This window comes from Romboutsia maritimum (genome assembly GCF_002251085.2).
GTDB classification, from domain to species: Bacteria; Bacillota; Clostridia; order Peptostreptococcales; family Peptostreptococcaceae; genus Romboutsia_B; species Romboutsia_B maritimum.
On the sequence record NZ_NOJZ02000001.1, the window covers coordinates 13,423 to 31,313 of the forward strand.

Below are 17,891 nucleotides of genomic sequence, written 5' to 3' on the forward strand. Positions count from 1 at the left end.
AAGGCGAATTTTTGTATTATATGAACTCTAATCTAAATAATCTCTAAGTTTCTTAGATCTACTTGGATGTCTTAATTTTCTTAAAGCCTTAGCTTCTATTTGTCTTATTCTCTCTCTAGTTACATCAAACTCTTTTCCTACTTCTTCAAGAGTTCTAGCTCTTCCATCTTCAAGACCAAATCTTAATTTAAGTACTTTTTGTTCTCTTTCATTTAATGACCCAAGTACATCTTCTATTTGTTCTTTTAATAAAGAATATGCTGCTGCTTCTGCTGGAGCAGGTGCATCATCATCTGGAATAAAGTCTCCTAAATGACTATCTTCTTCTTCACCTATTGGAGTTTCTAAAGATACAGGATCTTGAGCTATTTTCATAATTTCTCTAACTTTATCTTCCGTCATTTCCATTTCTTTAGCTATTTCCTCTGGCTTTGGATCTCTTCCTAATTCTTGAAGTAATTGTCTTGACACTCTTATTAATTTGTTTATTGTTTCAACCATATGAACAGGTATTCTTATAGTTCTTGCTTGGTCTGCTATAGCACGAGTTATAGCTTGTCTAATCCACCATGTAGCATATGTACTAAATTTGTATCCCTTAGTATAATCAAATTTTTCAACAGCTTTTATCAGACCTAAATTTCCTTCTTGTATTAAGTCTAAGAAAAGCATACCTCTACCTACATATCTTTTAGCAATACTTACAACTAATCTTAGATTTGCCTCTACAAGTCTTTGCTTCGCTATTTCATCGCCCTCATGCATTCTTTTAGCTAATTCAACTTCTTCATGTGGTTTAAGTAGAGGAATTTTTCCTATTTCTTTTAAGTACATTCTAACTGGGTCATCTATACTTATTCCTTTTGGTAAAGATAAATCTATAGCTTCTATTTCTACAGTACCGTCCTTAGATATTTCATCTTCTGTTCCTTCATCAAGGCTATCTACATCTAACTCATCATCACTTGCTGAAAAATCTTCACTTGCTTTATCTTCTTTATTGTCTATTACTTCAATTCCTAGATTACCTAGTGTTTCATAAAGATTTTCAACCTTATCTTTATCTAAATCTGTTTCTGAAAAAGCTTCCATTATTTCAGCAAGGGTAAGAGATCCTTGCTTTTTTCCTTTTTCTATTAAACTCTTAGCCGTTATCCTTTTTGATTCTCTTTTGTTTGTTTTATTTTCCACACTCAAACCTCCCTTCTTTATAAGCTTTGTAACATTTTTCTCATTTCTACTATTTTTAAAGCTATTTCCATAATTTTCACATCTACCTCTTTCGTGTCTGTATTGTTTTTTTTGTTATTTTCAATATTTCTTTGTTCATCTAACAATCTATTAATATTTTCTTGAAGTTTATTCTTTTTTACACTTTTTATTACTTCATCTATACTTTTTATATTCTCAAAATTTATACCCTCTAAAGAAATTTTAGTTAAATCTTTCAAATATTCTTCGGATATGTTTAAACTTTTTATTTTGTCAATAGTTATTTTGTCCAATTCTTGATTTTTAATTATGCAATTTAAAATTTCTTTACTATCATTTGATGAAAAATCTGAATTGTCAACCTTTAATAAAGCTATTTCTCTTAATTTTTTACTTTCTAACATAATTTTTATAAGAGTTTCTTCCACAAACTGTTTTCCTTTTGTTATAGCTTTTGGCTTTTCTATTACTTTCTTTTCGTTATATTTAATTTGTTTATTGCTAGTATAGTCTTTATTATAATGCTTACCATATATTTCCTTTTTTATAGATTCGGTACTAATACCTATTTCTTTACTCAAATATTTAGTATAGTAATCAATTTCCACAGGACTTTTTAGCTTTTTGATTATTTTCGAAGCTTCTTTTGCTAATTTTACTCTATCTTCATCTTTTTCCATACTAAATTTATCTTTAAGTCTATCTATTTTGTATTTTATATAATGTGTAGAAACATCCATTTCTTTCTTGTATTCGCTTAATCCATATTTTCTAACAAATTCATCTGGATCTTTACAGTCTTTTAAATTTAATACTCTTACACTAATATCTAACTTTGTAAGTATTTCTATAGCTCTTAAAGTAGCTTTTATACCTGCTTCATCAGAATCATAAGATATAATAGCAGTATCTACATATCTCTTTATTAAAATTCCTTGTTGCTCTGTCAAGGCTGTCCCTAGAGTAGCTACTACATTTTTTATACCATATTGATGAAGTGATATTAAATCCATATAACCTTCAACTAATACTATAGTCCTATTTTCTATATGTTTTCTTGAAAAATTCAAACCATAAAGATTTTGTCTTTTATTAAAAATTAATGTATCAGGAGAATTTAGATATTTCGGTAAAGAATCATCCAAAACCCTTCCCCCAAATCCAATTACATTTCCTCTATAATCAAAAATAGGAAACATCACTCTGTTTCTAAATCTATCATAAAATTTATTGCTATCAATTTTATGTGTGATTAGTCCAGATTCTACTAAATCTTTTTTTTCATAACCCTTAGATATCAAATAATCCATAAGTGAATTCCAAGAATCTAACGAAAAACCTAGTCCAAATTTTTTAATAGTCTTATCGTCAAGTCCTCTACTTCTAAGATATTCATATCCAAAATTTTTACAGCTAGTTAAATTAGAGAAATAGAATCTAGCAGCTTCTACGTGTATATCTTGAAATTTTTTAGCATTTTCTATTTTTAGCCTAGTTTCTTCATTCATATTAGTATTAATTTCTATACCACATTTATTGGCTAATAACTTTACAGCATCCATAAACTCTAAATTTTCAATTTTCATTACAAAGTTAATTACATCTCCACCTTCACCACATCCAAAACACTTGTATATTTGTTTTGATGTATTAATATAGAAAGAAGGTGTCTTTTCCCCATGAAAAGGACATAATCCCTTATAATTACTTCCTGATGGCTGTATATTTATATATTGTGATATAATACTTGAAATATCACATCTTGATTTAACTTCTTCTATAACATCTTTTATATCATTCATATTATCACCTTCTGGTGTAATTTTTGTCTTAACATTTCTATTTTACATTATATTATAAATTTGTCAAATGCTCATTATACAGAATTCGACTTTTTTTGTTGATATCCTTCTTTAAATTAAAATTTTTTATTGTTTTCATTGTTTTTTTATTCTACAAAAAAATACTATATAATTTATATTTTTCATATTTAATATTTATTGCTAATTTAAGTTTTCCTTTTTTTATTAATTTACCCTTATTTTTTGAAATTTAAATAAATTTCATATTATCATAAAAACTTTCATTCAAATTATATTATGATTACTATATAAAAAATTCATACCTTTTCTTACTTTTTCTTTTATTTCAGATTAAAAAAGAGGCTTTTGGCCTCTTTTTTAATAAGTCTATATTGAATTCATTAAATCTTCAAATTCATCAAAGTGAAGAGATTGTATTCCATCAGATAAAGCATTTTCAGGATCTGGATGTACCTCTACCATTATTCCATCTGATCCACAAGCAAATGATGCTATTGACATCGGTTTTACTAAATATCTAACACCTGTAGCATGACTTGGATCTACTATTACTGGTAAATTTGTTTCTTTTTTTATTATCGGTACTGCTGCTAAATCTAATGTATTTCTAGTATAATCATTATACGTTCTGATTCCTCTTTCACACATTATTATTTTATGATTACCTTCTATTGCTATATATTCAGCAGCTCCAATCCATTCTCCAATAGTTGCACTTATACCCCTTTTTAACATAACAGGCTTGTCTTGCTTTCCTACTTCTGTAAGTAAGGTAAAGTTCTGCATATTTCTAGATCCTATCTGAATTATATCACTAACTTCATATAATTTTTCTAAATCTCTCGCATCCATAAGTTCTGTTATAATAGGCATATTAGTTTCTTTTTTCACTGCCTTTAATATTTCAAGTCCTTCTTCTTTTAATCCCTGAAAAGATTTCGGAGATGTTCTAGGTTTAAAAGCTCCACCTCTTAAAACATTTGCTCCTTTACTTTTTACAAACTTAGCAGTTTCTAAAAGCTGTTCATAACTTTCTATAGCACATGGTCCTGCTATTATAATTTTATCTTCTTTTACTACTATCTGTTTTTTATCTATGTTTAGATTAATTTTAATGTTGTCATTAAATAGGTTTTCTTTCATTACCTATAAGCTCCTTTACTTCTTCTCTTTCTTTATCTGATAGAGAATTTAAATGTTCTTTTATTGTTTTTCCCTCAACACATAATGTATTATTTAAATCTATAAGCGGTATAAGCACAAATGCTCTTTCTTTTATTCTAGGATGAGGAATTAACAAATCATTAGCTTCTAATATTATATCATTAAAAAATAATATATCAACATCTATAGTTCTAGGCCCCCATCTAATGATTCTTTTTCTATCTAGTTTTTGTTCAATTTCTTGACATACTTTTAATAAACTATTAGGATTTAAGTCTGTCTCAATCTCTACACACATATTTAAAAAATCTGCTTGTTCAGTATATCCCCAAGCTTTTGTTTCATAAAGCTTTGACTTTTTAACTTTAAATATATGATTATTTTGTTCTAATATTTCACAGGCTTTTGAGATATATTCTATCCTATCTCCCATATTAGTTCCTAGGCCTAAATAAGCTTTATTCATGATTTTTCTCTCTCCTTATTTCTACTCCAAAATAATCATAAATTCCATTTACAGGTGCCTCAGGTTTTTTTATTCTAACCATTATCTTTTCAACTAAATTGAATTTTTCTAATACTTCAGCTGCTATATTTTCTGCTAAAGCTTCTATAAGATTAAATCTTTTATTTTCAGCAACATCCTTTACTACATCATATACCTCAGCATAACTAACTGATTTATTCATATCATCAGTTTGTCCTGCCTCTTTAGTATCTACATAAAGTTCTATGTCTATAAAAAATTTTTGTCCTAATACACTTTCTTCTTTTAAAACTCCATGATATCCATAAAATCCTAAGTTATTCAATAATATTTTATCCATATATTGTGAACCTACCTTCTATATATAGCATCTGCCATTTTTGCTGCTTGTAAATTTTCATATACATCGTGTACTCTTACTATATCTACTCCATCCTTAACTCCTAAAACAGTTGTAGCTATAGTTCCCTCTAATCTTTCTTTTGGTTCAACATTTAATACATTCCCTATGACAGATTTTCTAGATGTTCCAAGTAATATAGGGTATCCTAAATCATTTAATTCATCTAGCCTTCTTAAAACTTCAAGGTTTTGTTCAAATGTCTTTCCAAATCCAACTCCTGGATCTAAAACAATTTTCTTCTTATCTATTCCTGCTTCTAAACCTATTTTTATACTTTCTTTTAAAAATTCTTTTATAGAATCCATAATATCTATGTCATACTCTGTACCATCTTGGTTATGCATTATACAAACATATGCATCATGTTTTGCTATTACTGAAGCCATATTTTTATCTTTTCTTAGACCCCAGACATCATTTATCATATCAGCACCTAACTCTAAAGCCTTTTGTGCTACATCAGCTTTATATGTATCTACAGATACAGGTACTTTAACTTCTTTTTTTAATCTTTCTACTACAGGTAAAACTCTTTTCATCTCTTCATTTGAATCTACAAATTTATGTCCAGGGCGAGTGGATTCTCCTCCCAAATCTATAATATCTGCACCTTGTTTTACCATTTCTTTTGCATGTTCTATTGCCTTATCTATATTTTTAAAATCTCCTCCATCAGAAAAACTATCTGGAGTTACATTTAAAATTCCCATTATATAAGTTCTTTTTCCATAATCAAACATGTTATCGCTCCTAATTTCAAATTTATCTCATATTTATAAGACTCATAGCCTCCGCTCTAGTTGACATATCAGTCTCAAATACACCTCTAACTGCTGACGTTATAGTTTTTGATCCTGGCTTTTTTACACCTCTCATAGTCATACACATATGTTCTGCTTCAACTACTACTATAACTCCATAAGGTTGTAGCTCTTTCATTATTATATCTGCTGCCTCTTTAGTAATTCTTTCTTGTAATTGAGGTCGTTTTGCCAATGTATCTATTACTCTCGCTAGTTTAGAAAGGCCTGTTAATCTTCCACCTTTAGGTATATATGCAATATGTGCTTTTCCAAAGAATGGAACTAAATGATGTTCACAACATGAATAAAAAGGAATATCTTTTACTAAAACTAATTCTTCATGTTTTTCATCTTGGAAAATAACTTTTAAATGTTCTCTTGGGTCTTTGTGTAATCCAGAATATATTTCCTCATACATTCTAGCTACTCTATCTGGAGTATTTACTAATCCTTCTCTATCTGGGTTTTCTCCTATAGCTTCTAATATATCTCTTACTGCTCTTTTTATCTTGTCTTTATCTACATTACTCATTGGTTTAACCCCCTTAACTAATATGTTATTTTTATACTTTTTCTTATATCTATATTTTTAAAAACATAGTTATAAATATTTAATAAATTTTCATATTTATAATTTTCTTGAACTAATTTTACTAAATTAAATAGTTCTTTATCTTCTTCTTTTAATTCTTTTAAAAGCTTTTTATCTTTTGGTATCCACTTATTATTTATGCTAAAGTATCCCACTATTATATCTTTTAAATATATATTCGTCAAAAACTCATACTCAAATTTTTCAAATTTATCTTTCTTTTCTAATCTAGATATTTTTGATTCGATTTCTGATTTTAATAAATATTTATTATTATCTGAAATAATTTGTGGACCTTCTAAATAAGTGTTTTTGCATAAGGTGATTATATGTGATGCTGTATTATGCTTGTCATATATTACTTTTGCATTTTTCATTTCTTTTAAGAAAAAGTATTCTTTATTTTTAATTAAATTTTTAAATCCATTTCTGGAAAAATAATTAATATCAAATTCTATCCCCTCAACTTCTTTGATTACTCTTACTTGATTTTCCCCTTGATTAACAAATACAAATATATCAATATCATTTATTTGAATGTTAGGTAAGTTAAAATCTATATTTTTACTTGACCCAACCAAGAATACAGATATTGTATTATTGTTATTTATTATTTTATCTATTTCTAATCTGAAAATTTCATTAATCTTGCTTGTCATATCTTTTCTCCACTAACCTTAATTTTTTAATTATATGCAAGTTAGTATTTTATCAAAGATTTCATTTGAGTCATCATATTTTTTTGTTTCTATTTGTGTAACTTTCATAACTCTCATAAGACTATTTGTCACAAAAACAAAATCAAAGTCTTTGATCTCAAATATTTGTATTTTTTTCTGTATTAATTTTATATTTAATTCGCCACAGATATCTAAAATCCTTTTTTTCATAGTACCGTTTAATATTGGTAACTCTTGGTGCGGTGTAAATATAGTGTTATTTTTTATAAAAAATATATTACTCATCGAACATTCTAACACCACACCATTTATATCTATGAATATTCCATCATTAAATCCTTGCTTACTTGCATAATTTTTTGTATAAATATTTTCAAAATAATTTGTCGTTTTGTGTCTATAAAGAATACTATAGCCTCTCTTTATAGGTGAAATATTTAACTTAAATCCACTTTTATAAGATTTTTCATCATATGGTATGTTTCTTACAGAGATATTATATCCTTCATCAAATACTGTTAATCTAAGTGCTTTATTGCATATTTTATTTTTATATACATATTCTACAATTTTATCTTCTATAAATTTCCTATCATAACTTATATCTAAATTTAATTCTGATATAGAATTGTATAATCTATCTATATGTAAATTTAAATCTAAAATATTTTTATCTACTCTAATAGTTTCAAATAATCCAATACCAAACTTACTTAAACTACTGTCAAAAGAAACATCACTCTTCATAATAACCTCTCAATGCTTTCATTATAGACTTTGCTTTATCTAATGTTTCTTGATATTCATCATCTGGATTTGAATCCCAAGTCATTCCTCCTCCTACTTGGAAATATACATTATCGCTTTGCTTTATAATAGTCCTAATAGCTATATTTAAATCTACATTTCCATCAAATCCTATATATCCTATGGACCCAGTATATACATTTCTTTGAGTAGGCTCTAATTCATCTATAATCTCCATAGCTCTAATTTTAGGTGCTCCTGTTATAGAACCGCCTGGAAATGTTGCTTTTATTAAATCTATTGCATCCTTGCCCTCTTCTAACTCCCCAATAACAGTAGATACCAAATGATTTACATTTGTATAAGACTCTATTACAAATAGTTCTGGTACTTTTACACTCCCTATTTTTGATATTCTACCTACATCATTTCTTTCTAAATCTACTATCATAAGCAACTCTGCTCTGTCTTTTTCACTATTTCTTAACTCTTCTTGAAGATTTAAATCTTCTTCTTTATTTTTTCCTCTAGGTCTTGTTCCTTTTATTGGTCTAGTTTCTATTTTTTTATCTATACATTTTATAAAACGTTCTGGTGAATTTGATAGTATACTAGTTTTTTCAAAATTCAAAAATGCTCCAAAAGGTGCTGGACTAAATTTTCTTAAATCTCTATACAACTCATAACTTGATAAACTTGTTTTTCCGCTAAATCTTTGAGTTAAATTAACTTGGTATATATCACCTTTTCTTATATATTCTCTAACCCTCTGAACTGAATTTTTAAATTCTTCCTTTGTAAAATTAGATTTTAACTTTGTAGACTCTACATGCTTTTCTTCATAGCAAATTGTGTTAATACCTTCTTCTTCACTTTTTTTAATTCTATTTTCAATCTCTTCTATTAAAAATATTTCATTTTCTACGTCTAAGTCGGGAGTAGCTATATAAGTCTTATTCTCTAAATGATCTATTACTACAACATAATTATATAATCCAAAATATAAATCATACACATTTGTATCATCAATTGCTGTTCTAGGAAGTCTTTCTAAATAATTCCCTAAGTCATATGATAAATACCCTACTGCTCCGCCTATAAAAGGTAGTTGAGTATTATTTTTAATTTTATATTTATCCAATTCATTTTTTAAATTATCTAATGGATTTATTTCAGTATCTTTATATTTTATTACCTTAAAAGGTTTACTACTTATAAAAGAATATCTTCCTAATTTTTCTTTGTCCATAGCACTATCTAATATAAAACTATTTTCTTCATCTTTAAATATAGTATAAATCTCGAAAGAATTTAGTTTAGTATTTATTTCTTTTATCATAATTAAATTTACATCCTTTCTCTAGCTTCGTTTATAAAGTTTCTAAGTATATCATGACCCTGCTCTGACAAAATAGCTTCTGGATGAAATTGTACTCCTTCTATCAAATAATCTTTATGTCTAATACCCATTATTTCACCTTTATTAGTAAAAGCTGTTATTTCTAATTCATCTGGTAATTTTTTTGAATCAATTATCAATGAATGATATCTTGTAACATTTAAAGGATTTTTTAAATTTTTAAATACACCTTTATTATTATGTTTTATACTATGTACCTTCCCATGAACTGGCTGATATGCTTTTACAATACTCGCACCAAATACTTGTCCTATAGTTTGATGTCCTAAACATATTCCAAGAATAGGTTTTTTTCCCTTAAAGTAATTCACTAGTTCCATACATATTCCAGCTTCTGTTGGTGAACAAGGACCTGGTGATAAAACTATAATCTCTGGGTCTAATTTTTCAATATCTTTTAATGTTATTTCATTATTCCTTTTTATTACGATTTCTTCTCCTAATTCACCTATGTACTGTACTAAATTATAAACAAATGAATCATAATTATCTATCATAAGGATCATAAAAACGCCCTCCCAAAACTTCATTTCACCTTTAATAAGATGCACACTTAAATTTTAATCGTTTATTAATAGCATAAACATAATATAAAAAAAATTTTATATATATTTTTTTTAATATATATTTTTATTATAATATTTTTATGTTTTAATTTGTAGTTTTTTTAAGTACTGTTATTTATTTTGTTGTAAATTTATTCAAATTTAAAAGGAGCTATATGCTCCTTTTTGATAATTTATATCCTACATTATAATATTTTTCTTTTTTTCCCTTTTGTTCTCTAGCTTCTAATAATTCGTTTATCTTTGTAATATAATTATTATCATCACTTAACCTTATAAGACTAGTTAGATAATATCCATCTGTGCTCTTTGGGACTTTCTTATTCATTACTAAATCAATTGCTGTTTTTGCTGCCTCAAAGTGTTTAAGATGAGTATGACCCTCTTGAAAACTTTTTTTAGTATTGTAAACTATATAGCCTTCCTTAACTTGAAATATCATAAATTCTTTTTTTTCATATATTTTATTATACATTTAATCAATCCTTCTCAAGATAGTCTTATTCTATAATATGAATTTTTTGTAAAAATGTTTTACAATAAATAAAACTTTATATTAATCTATAAATTTTATTTGAAGATATATTTATATAATAATATGTTTTTAATATATAAAATATTACTTCTAACAATATTAATTAATAAAAAAAGATACTTAATAAAAATAATAAATTTTTATTAAGTATCTTTTTTTATTAATTATCTATCAATTCTGAAACTGTAACAAATTTAAAACCTTTTTTTATCATCTCTGGAATTAGTATATCTAGTGCTTCAACTGTATTATTAGTTGCATAGTCATGTAACAATAATATATCTCCGTTTTTTGCTTTATTTATTATGGTATCTGCAATCTTAGTAGCAGGAGGATTTTGCCAATCTCTTGCGTCAACAGTCGTCCATAATATAATTTTGTAACCATGATTTTTAGCTATATTTGCTAGTTCATCTTTTTTATAACTACCATATGGTGGTCTAAATAATGTTGGTTTTTTACCAGTTAATTTTATTAGCGTTTCTTCACATTTAATTATTTCATTTTCAAGTTGAGTATTATTTAAATTACTTATATCTGGATGATTAAATGTATGATTTCCTATTTCGTGACCTTCTTCGCTAGCTCGTATTAATGGCTTTGAATACCAATTAGCATGTTTACCTGCTATAAAAAAAGTTGCTTTAACGTTATATTTTTTTAGTACATTTAAAACTTCATTGGTTTCTTTCGGGTGAGGTCCATCATCAAAAGTAAGAGCTATCATCTTTTTGTCTCTTGAACCATTTTTCACAAAAATTTCTTCTTCTACAGCCGATATGTTAAGTGTACTAAAAATAATTAAAGTTACTGTTGCTATAATAGTTAATGTCATGTATTTTTTTCTAAAAATCATATTTTAACTCCCTTTCTATACTTTTAGCTACATATAAAAATTTTGAGTATAGTATGTTTTATAATATCCACCAAAAACTACTCCAACTCCTATATCCTTATATTCCCCTAAAATATTTTTTCTATGTCCTTGAGAGTTCATCCATGCTTCATGTACATATATTGCACTTGTTTGCCCTGCTGCTATATTTTCACCTGCTGACATATATACTATTCCTTCTTTCTTCATTCTATCAAAAGGTGTTTCATTATTTTTATTTATATGATTAAAAAAATTTTTAACTTTCATATCTAAACTATGTTTTTTAGAACTTTCACTAGCTTTTTCACTATAGCTTAATGAATTTAACCTTCTTTTTTGTCTCACGCTATTAGTTAAATCCATAACTTCTAATTCAAAACATCTTTCTAGCGTTTCACTTTCTTTAGGATATATTCCATCAAATTTTTCTTCAATATCAGAACTTATAATTTGATACGAACAAACTATATTATTTTCATATATATCATAAAATATGGTCATATATTTATTATCTTTATTTATTATGTCATACTGATTTTGAGAATTAATTATATATTTAATATTTCCTTTTTTTCTATACTCTATAGGTGAAAATTTTTTTCTTACTAAATCTTGATTACTATTTAGATTTATTCCTAAATTTTCACATGAATCTATAGAGTTGCTATAAAGTGCTGCTACTTTACCATTTTCTATACCAACCATAGCAAATTTTTTAGAATATTGATTATAAACATACCAATTAAATCCATATTCACTTTCATCTATTCTTGCTGGATTACCAATTTTAGAAATAACTAATTCTACACTATCTTGTATTTTTATATTTTTAAAATTATCTATTTCTGGTTTATCATAACTTTTATTATCTCTGTTATTAATTCCTTTAATAAAATCTACATTTTTTTCATCAAATATTCTAATTTCTAATTTTTCATTAAATTTAAAATTCAAAATTACTATAAATACTATAGTAAGCACTACACAAGCTAGTTTTTTCAATATATCACTTCCCCTAATAATATTTAATTATATAAAAAGGGAGTATCTCAAAATGTTATAATTTTATTGAATAATTTATATAGTCAATAAAATTGCACTTTGAGACATTCCCTAAAATTTTAAAGAAAATATTTCTTCTAAGCTCCTATTAAATATTGATGGTTTATCAAACTTCCAAGTCCCTTCATATACAAGTTCATTATTTAAATAAAAAATTCCTTGTCCATGTTTTTTTCCATGCATAAATTCCCCCTCGTATTTTTTACCTTCTTCCCATATATAAGTTCCTTGTCCATGAATTAAATTATTTTTCCATTCTCCATCATATATTAACTTTCCATCTTTATCATAACAAACTCCATAGCCTTCCATTTTGCTATTTTTAAATTCTCCTACGTATATACAACCTTCTTTCCATTTATATATACCCATACCATATTTCTGATTGTCTTGCCAATTTCCAATATATTCATCTTCGTTTTTGTAAATTATTTTACCTATGCCATTCATCATATCCTTTTGGAAATTTCCAGTATATATGTTTCCATTTGCAAAAACACACGTACCATATCCATCTTTCATATTATCCTTAAAATTTCCAGTATATTTTATACTTACTTCATCACTTATTCTAAACTCATATGAACCCTTTCCATTCATTTTACAATCTTCCATCTTACCTATATATACATCACCATTCGAAAAATTATATATCTTATTTCCTGATTTTTTTAATATATTTTTTTCTTCTTCTATTATTTTTTCTTCTTCTATAGCTTTTATTTCTTCTTCTGTTGCTATATGATTTCGTTTTAATACATTTCTTTCTATTTTATTTATTGCTTTTATATCTTTTTCAACCTCATTTATAAATTTCAAATATTCATTATATATATCAACATATTCTTTAGATAAATTCATTTTTATTTCCCCCATTGCTATTGTCAAGTATTATTGCTCTTAAATTTATTATATATTATATTCAACTTACTTTTCTATATATTATATAAATTTTTATAAAACAAAAGCAGATGTTTTAATTATACTTAATATATACATTAAAACATCTACTTTATTTTTTAGCAACTATATTATATTTATTATGCATAAAAAATAGAGTCTCCATTTTTTGGTTACTCTATTTTTTAATCACACATTACCCGATTATATTAATAGCTTTAAAGCTACCCGCACTAATATATTTTTATATTAGATTTTCTCTTATACACCTCATGTATAAAAATTCCCGATAAATAAATTTTATTTACTCTAGAGTTGAGGGATAGTAATCCCTCGGTATATAATATATGAAAAATATCTCTTTTTATACGCATAATTTATAAATACTTTTCTTTAAATCCTCTACCTTTTACTTCATTAACATCATTAACTGATATAAATGATTTTTTATCATATTTTAAAGCTATTTCTTTTATCTTTGGTATTTCTTTTGATAAAACTATACAATATATTATTTTCTTTCTTTCTTTGGTATATGCGCCTTCTGCATCTAAAAAAGTCACTCCCCTTTTTAACTCTCTCATTATATCTTTTGCTATTAATTCATTTTCCTTAGAAATAACCATTACTGATTTTTGATAATTCATTGCATCCTTTACAAAATTCATAGCTGATGCATTTACAAACATTCCTATAAGTGTATACAATCCTAAATCAATACCAAATAATACGCTCCCTATTAATACAATGATAATATTTATACTTAACGTTGTATCTTTTATAGGTATATTTTTTTTAAATTTTAATATAGCTGCTAATATATCGGTTCCACCTTGTGATGACTTTGTTCTAAATACTAATCCTGTTCCTATTCCAGATAATAATCCTCCATATACACTTTGAAGCAAGATATCTTTTATTGGTATAAACTGTCCAATATTTTGAGTTATTCCCAAAAATATTGAGAATATAATCATATTTATCATACTGATAATACAAAATTCTTTTTCAAGATATATAAACCCTAATATGAATATAGGTATATTTATTAAAAAAGTTAGTAACCCTATATTTATATTAGTTAAATAATTTATTATTATTGATGCTCCTGGTACCCCTCCACTTAATAAATAAGCCGGTCTTAAAAAACCATTAATACCTATACTAGCAACAATCATACCCAACATTATTACTGAGTACCTTATAACAAAATTATCTTCTAGGGCTGTATTGACTTTACTCATATTTATCTCCCTTCAAATTATTTTATGTATATTTTTAGTAATTTATAAAAATATATTATTCATATTATTCTATTATTATTTGAATAAATAATAATAAAATAATATGAATCAATTTTTTATATTTATACAAAATTAATTATCACGGGAATTAAAACTACTGTTAGTATTCCACTTATTCCTATAGACAAACCACTCATCGCACCTTCTATCTCACCTAATTCTAATGCTTTACTTGTTCCTAATGCATGTGCTGACGTTCCTAATGCAATTCCCTTTGCAACTGGATGGTTTATTTTTCCTATTTTAAATACTGTAGGTGCAAATATTCCCCCTAATATTCCAGTTAATATTATAGCTACAACTGTAATAGGTTCAATCCCATTTATTGTATTTGTCAAAGATAATCCCATAGGCGTTGTTATTGATTTAGGTATTAATGAATTTATTATATCTAAATTAGCATGAGTGATATTCCCAATTAAAAGTACTGATCCTAATGAAACTAATACTCCACATCCTATCCCTATAATTATCTCTAATATATGTTTTTTAAATAAATCAAATTGTTTGTATAATGGTACTGCTAAAATTACTGTTACAGGTGCTAAGAAAAAGTTTATACTATCTGCCCCTTTTTTATAACTTTCATAAGGTATTTTTGTTAATTCTAAGAATATAATAATTCCTATTATAGCAACTAATAATGGATTAAATACCGGATTTTTAGTTTTCTTTTGTAAATATACACCTACATTAAAAAATAAAACTGTTACTAGTATTCCAAATATAGGTGTATCTATTAAATTATACATATTAATTCTCCTTAACTTTAACTTTATTTTTTATCATTTTTTCTACTACTACTCCAGTAACATACATAACTATAATTGTACTGAATAATATTGTAGCTATAAGAACAAGCATATTGTCTTCTATTAAGTTTAAAGATTTAATAAGGGCAACACCTGCTGGCACAAAGAATATAGCCATACTGTCTAATAACACATCACTTATATCTTGTATCTTTTCTAGTTTAATAACATTAAATTGTAAAAACAAGAATAAAAGAATCATACCTACAATGCTTCCAGGGACTACTATTATATCTTTTATAAATGAACTAATGTACTCTCCTACAGCCCAAATACCCATAATCACTGCTAGCTGATTAAATATTTTCATTTAACTCCTCCTAAATAATGAATTTAATTATATGAGTTATGTCTTGTCCCATATAAATTTAAAGGAGATTTCTCTCCTTTTCCCAACATATATATTACTACTTCAATAAAATTTTTTCAAATTTAAATTTTCAAAATTAAATTTCCACTTACATCTATATAATTACTATTGTTTCCTTGTATTACTTGTGCATAGCCATCCTCAAAGTCTGATACAGATTCGAATATAGGCATGATTTCTATATTTCCTTTTTTGTTTAAAAACCCCCAAACCCCTCCTTTAGGAATACTCAATCCCCTTGTAAGCGAACTCGATCCTATATTAAATCTAGCTAATCCTTCTTTAAAATTACAAGCATAATCAAACATAGGATCTATAACAATATTTCCTATGTTGTCTATATATCCCCATTTATCTTTTATACAAATTGCTGCTAATCCTTCATTAAATAATTTTGCTCTATCAAATAAAAAATCTATCTTCAATCTACCTTCTTTGTCTATATACCCCCACTTTTCTCCTACTCTAACTGCTGCTAATCCTTCTGAAAAATCAGTTGCAATATCAAATTCTGGGTAAATTATAGGTTCTCCTATTTTATTAATATATCCATATTTATTTTTCATTTCTATTAAAGCTCTATTCTCAAAGAATTGATTTACATATGTGTACTTAGGAGATATTACAACTTCTCCAGTTTTATCTATATATCCCCATTTCTTATCTATCTTGATTCCCGCTAAACCTTGCCTAAAATTTGCAGCTGAATCAAATTTCACATTTATAACTTCTTTTAAATCTTCATCTATATATCCATAATTACCATTTACTTTTATTCTTGATAATCCATCATTAAAGTCAGATGCGCTATCTAAGTGTAAAAAAATTTGAACATTTCCTAACTTATCTATATATCCAAATACCCACCGCATAGATTTCCTTATTTTTTTTATATAAGTAACTACACAGTATCCATCTCTAAATCTTTCAGACACATACTTAAACCTCGGTTTTATAATAAATTTTTTATCTTTATTTATAAATCCATATTTACCATCTCTAAGTACAGGAAGAAACAGCTCTTTCTCTAGCATACTTAGCCCCCCTAATAAACAATAAACTAATTTTTTATTATCCTATAGGTTATTTTATGCGTTTTCTCTTTATACTAGAATTGTTATTTACTTATATTTAATTTTATGAATTTTAAAAAATTCTCATTAGAAAGTTTTTTAATGTCACCATCCTTATATCCTCTATTCTTTAATTCAGTTATAATATTTTGTGTTTTTGATGCATCTTCTAATCCTCTTGTTACCTCTTCCCTCTCATATATATTATCTTTTAATTCATCTTCCATATAATCACAATAATCAAACCCAAAACATACTGAATCAATTCCTATTAAATCTACAAGATGATCTATATGATTTACTAAATGATTTACATCTTGATTCTCCTTTTTACTATCAATAAAGTCTCTATACGCATTTACTCCTATAATTCCACCAGTCTCTTTTATCAATTTAATCTGATTATCTAACAAATTTCTTTTAACATTGCATAGTTTTCTACAATTTGAATGAGTCGCAATTATAGGTTTTTGACTAACATTATATATATCATACATTGTTTCATCACTAGCATGTGAAACATCAATTATTATCCCCATATCTTGAGCAATTTTAATAAATTCTTTTCCCCTTAGTTTTAAACCTTCCTTACTGTGAGATTTACATCCATTCGCAAATTTATTTTCTTCATTCCATGTAAGTGATGCAAATCTTATTCCATATTCATATATTTCATCTATTTTACTTAAATCATCTTCTAAACTTTTTATACCTTCTATATGCATCATAGCCGTTATTTTACCATCATCCAAAGATTTAATATATTCTTTATATGTTTTTACCACACTTAAAATATCCTTTGATATTTCAAGTTCTTCTTTCCCATAATCCATCATCAATTTTAACGAATTATAATCACAATATTTTCCGTATGGATTTTGCCAAATAACAAACAATCCTCCATTAATTTTACCTTTTTTTAGCTTATCCAAATGATATTTCCTTATAATATCATTGTCCTTTTGCATTTTTTTATTAAATATATCCGTAAATATATCTGCATGAATATCTAATATCATAAAATCACTCCTGTAATAAAATATAACTTTTATATATTTAAT

Annotated in this window: 20 protein-coding genes; all 20 read right to left on the minus strand. The window is 26.1% G+C overall.

Annotated elements, in window-relative coordinates; all coding sequences use genetic code 11:
- Positions 1–27: 27 nt before the first annotated feature.
- The 20 genes from rpoD to CHF27_RS00155 all read right to left on the minus strand — a co-directional run bounded on the left by rpoD (position 28) and on the right by CHF27_RS00155 (position 17,849).
- A complete protein-coding gene (gene rpoD / locus CHF27_RS00060; protein ID WP_199533584.1) occupies positions 28–1,191 on the minus strand; it encodes an RNA polymerase sigma factor RpoD in 1,164 nt (387 codons plus the stop codon).
- A 17-nt stretch (positions 1,192–1,208) separates the two neighbouring features.
- The gene (gene dnaG, locus CHF27_RS00065) at positions 1,209–3,014 is read right to left on the minus strand and encodes a DNA primase (RefSeq protein ID WP_095405009.1); all 1,806 of its coding nucleotides are present in this window, start codon (positions 3,012–3,014) and stop codon (positions 1,209–1,211) included.
- Between the two features lie 387 nt (positions 3,015–3,401).
- The gene (gene aroF / locus CHF27_RS00070; protein WP_095405008.1) at positions 3,402–4,178 is read right to left on the minus strand and encodes a 3-deoxy-7-phosphoheptulonate synthase; all 777 of its coding nucleotides are present in this window, start codon (positions 4,176–4,178) and stop codon (positions 3,402–3,404) included.
- Positions 4,159–4,665 (minus strand): 2-amino-4-hydroxy-6-hydroxymethyldihydropteridine diphosphokinase, encoded by a 507-nt coding sequence (folK, locus tag CHF27_RS00075; protein ID WP_095405007.1) that lies wholly within the window; start codon positions 4,663–4,665, stop codon positions 4,159–4,161. Before folK ends, aroF begins: the two co-directional genes overlap by 20 nt.
- Complete coding sequence (folB, locus tag CHF27_RS00080) at positions 4,658–5,026, minus strand: dihydroneopterin aldolase (protein ID WP_095405006.1); 369 nt, start codon at positions 5,024–5,026, stop codon at positions 4,658–4,660. The genes folK and folB overlap by 8 nt, the downstream gene beginning before the upstream one ends.
- A gap of 11 nt (positions 5,027–5,037) precedes the next feature.
- Positions 5,038–5,829: a dihydropteroate synthase gene (folP, locus tag CHF27_RS00085; RefSeq protein ID WP_095405005.1), complete on the minus strand. Its 792-nt coding sequence runs from the start codon at positions 5,827–5,829 to the stop codon at positions 5,038–5,040.
- 22 nt (positions 5,830–5,851) lie between these two features.
- Positions 5,852–6,424 (minus strand): GTP cyclohydrolase I FolE, encoded by a 573-nt coding sequence (gene folE, locus CHF27_RS00090; protein WP_095405004.1) that lies wholly within the window; start codon positions 6,422–6,424, stop codon positions 5,852–5,854.
- A 17-nt stretch (positions 6,425–6,441) separates the two neighbouring features.
- Entirely contained in the window at positions 6,442–7,143 is a 702-nt protein-coding gene (locus CHF27_RS00095; protein ID WP_095405003.1) for a hypothetical protein, read from the minus strand.
- Positions 7,144–7,173: 30 nt separating this feature from the next.
- Positions 7,174–7,911 (minus strand): aminotransferase class IV, encoded by a 738-nt coding sequence (locus CHF27_RS00100; protein ID WP_095405002.1) that lies wholly within the window; start codon positions 7,909–7,911, stop codon positions 7,174–7,176.
- Positions 7,901–9,250, minus strand: a complete 1,350-nt coding sequence (gene pabB, locus CHF27_RS00105; RefSeq protein ID WP_095405001.1) for an aminodeoxychorismate synthase component I — start codon at positions 9,248–9,250, stop codon at positions 7,901–7,903. The genes CHF27_RS00100 and pabB overlap by 11 nt, the downstream gene beginning before the upstream one ends.
- Before the next feature lie 8 nt (positions 9,251–9,258).
- On the minus strand, positions 9,259–9,837 hold the full coding sequence (locus CHF27_RS00110) for an anthranilate synthase component II (protein ID WP_095405000.1): 579 nt from the start codon (positions 9,835–9,837) through the stop codon (positions 9,259–9,261).
- A 211-nt stretch (positions 9,838–10,048) separates the two neighbouring features.
- Complete coding sequence (locus CHF27_RS00115) at positions 10,049–10,372, minus strand: hypothetical protein (protein ID WP_095404999.1); 324 nt, start codon at positions 10,370–10,372, stop codon at positions 10,049–10,051.
- Between the two features lie 220 nt (positions 10,373–10,592).
- Positions 10,593–11,288: a polysaccharide deacetylase family protein gene (locus CHF27_RS00120; RefSeq protein ID WP_095404998.1), complete on the minus strand. Its 696-nt coding sequence runs from the start codon at positions 11,286–11,288 to the stop codon at positions 10,593–10,595.
- Between the two features lie 27 nt (positions 11,289–11,315).
- Positions 11,316–12,311 carry a CAP domain-containing protein gene (locus tag CHF27_RS00125; RefSeq protein ID WP_095404997.1) on the minus strand — a complete coding sequence of 332 codons (996 nt, stop codon included), beginning with the start codon at positions 12,309–12,311 and terminating at the stop codon, positions 11,316–11,318.
- 111 nt (positions 12,312–12,422) lie between these two features.
- Positions 12,423–13,232: an MORN repeat-containing protein gene (locus CHF27_RS00130; protein WP_095404996.1), complete on the minus strand. Its 810-nt coding sequence runs from the start codon at positions 13,230–13,232 to the stop codon at positions 12,423–12,425.
- Between the two features lie 416 nt (positions 13,233–13,648).
- Positions 13,649–14,515: a YitT family protein gene (locus CHF27_RS00135; RefSeq protein WP_095404995.1), complete on the minus strand. Its 867-nt coding sequence runs from the start codon at positions 14,513–14,515 to the stop codon at positions 13,649–13,651.
- 122 nt (positions 14,516–14,637) lie between these two features.
- Entirely contained in the window at positions 14,638–15,327 is a 690-nt protein-coding gene (locus CHF27_RS00140) for an LrgB family protein (protein ID WP_095404994.1), read from the minus strand.
- Between the two features lies 1 nt (position 15,328).
- Complete coding sequence (locus tag CHF27_RS00145; RefSeq protein ID WP_095404993.1) at positions 15,329–15,697, minus strand: CidA/LrgA family protein; 369 nt, start codon at positions 15,695–15,697, stop codon at positions 15,329–15,331.
- Positions 15,698–15,819: 122 nt separating this feature from the next.
- Positions 15,820–16,791, minus strand: coding sequence for a WG repeat-containing protein (locus tag CHF27_RS00150; RefSeq protein WP_095404992.1), 972 nt, complete (start codon positions 16,789–16,791; stop codon positions 15,820–15,822).
- Positions 16,792–16,874: 83 nt separating this feature from the next.
- Entirely contained in the window at positions 16,875–17,849 is a 975-nt protein-coding gene (locus CHF27_RS00155; RefSeq protein ID WP_095404991.1) for a dipeptidase, read from the minus strand.
- Positions 17,850–17,891: the final 42 nt, after the last annotated feature.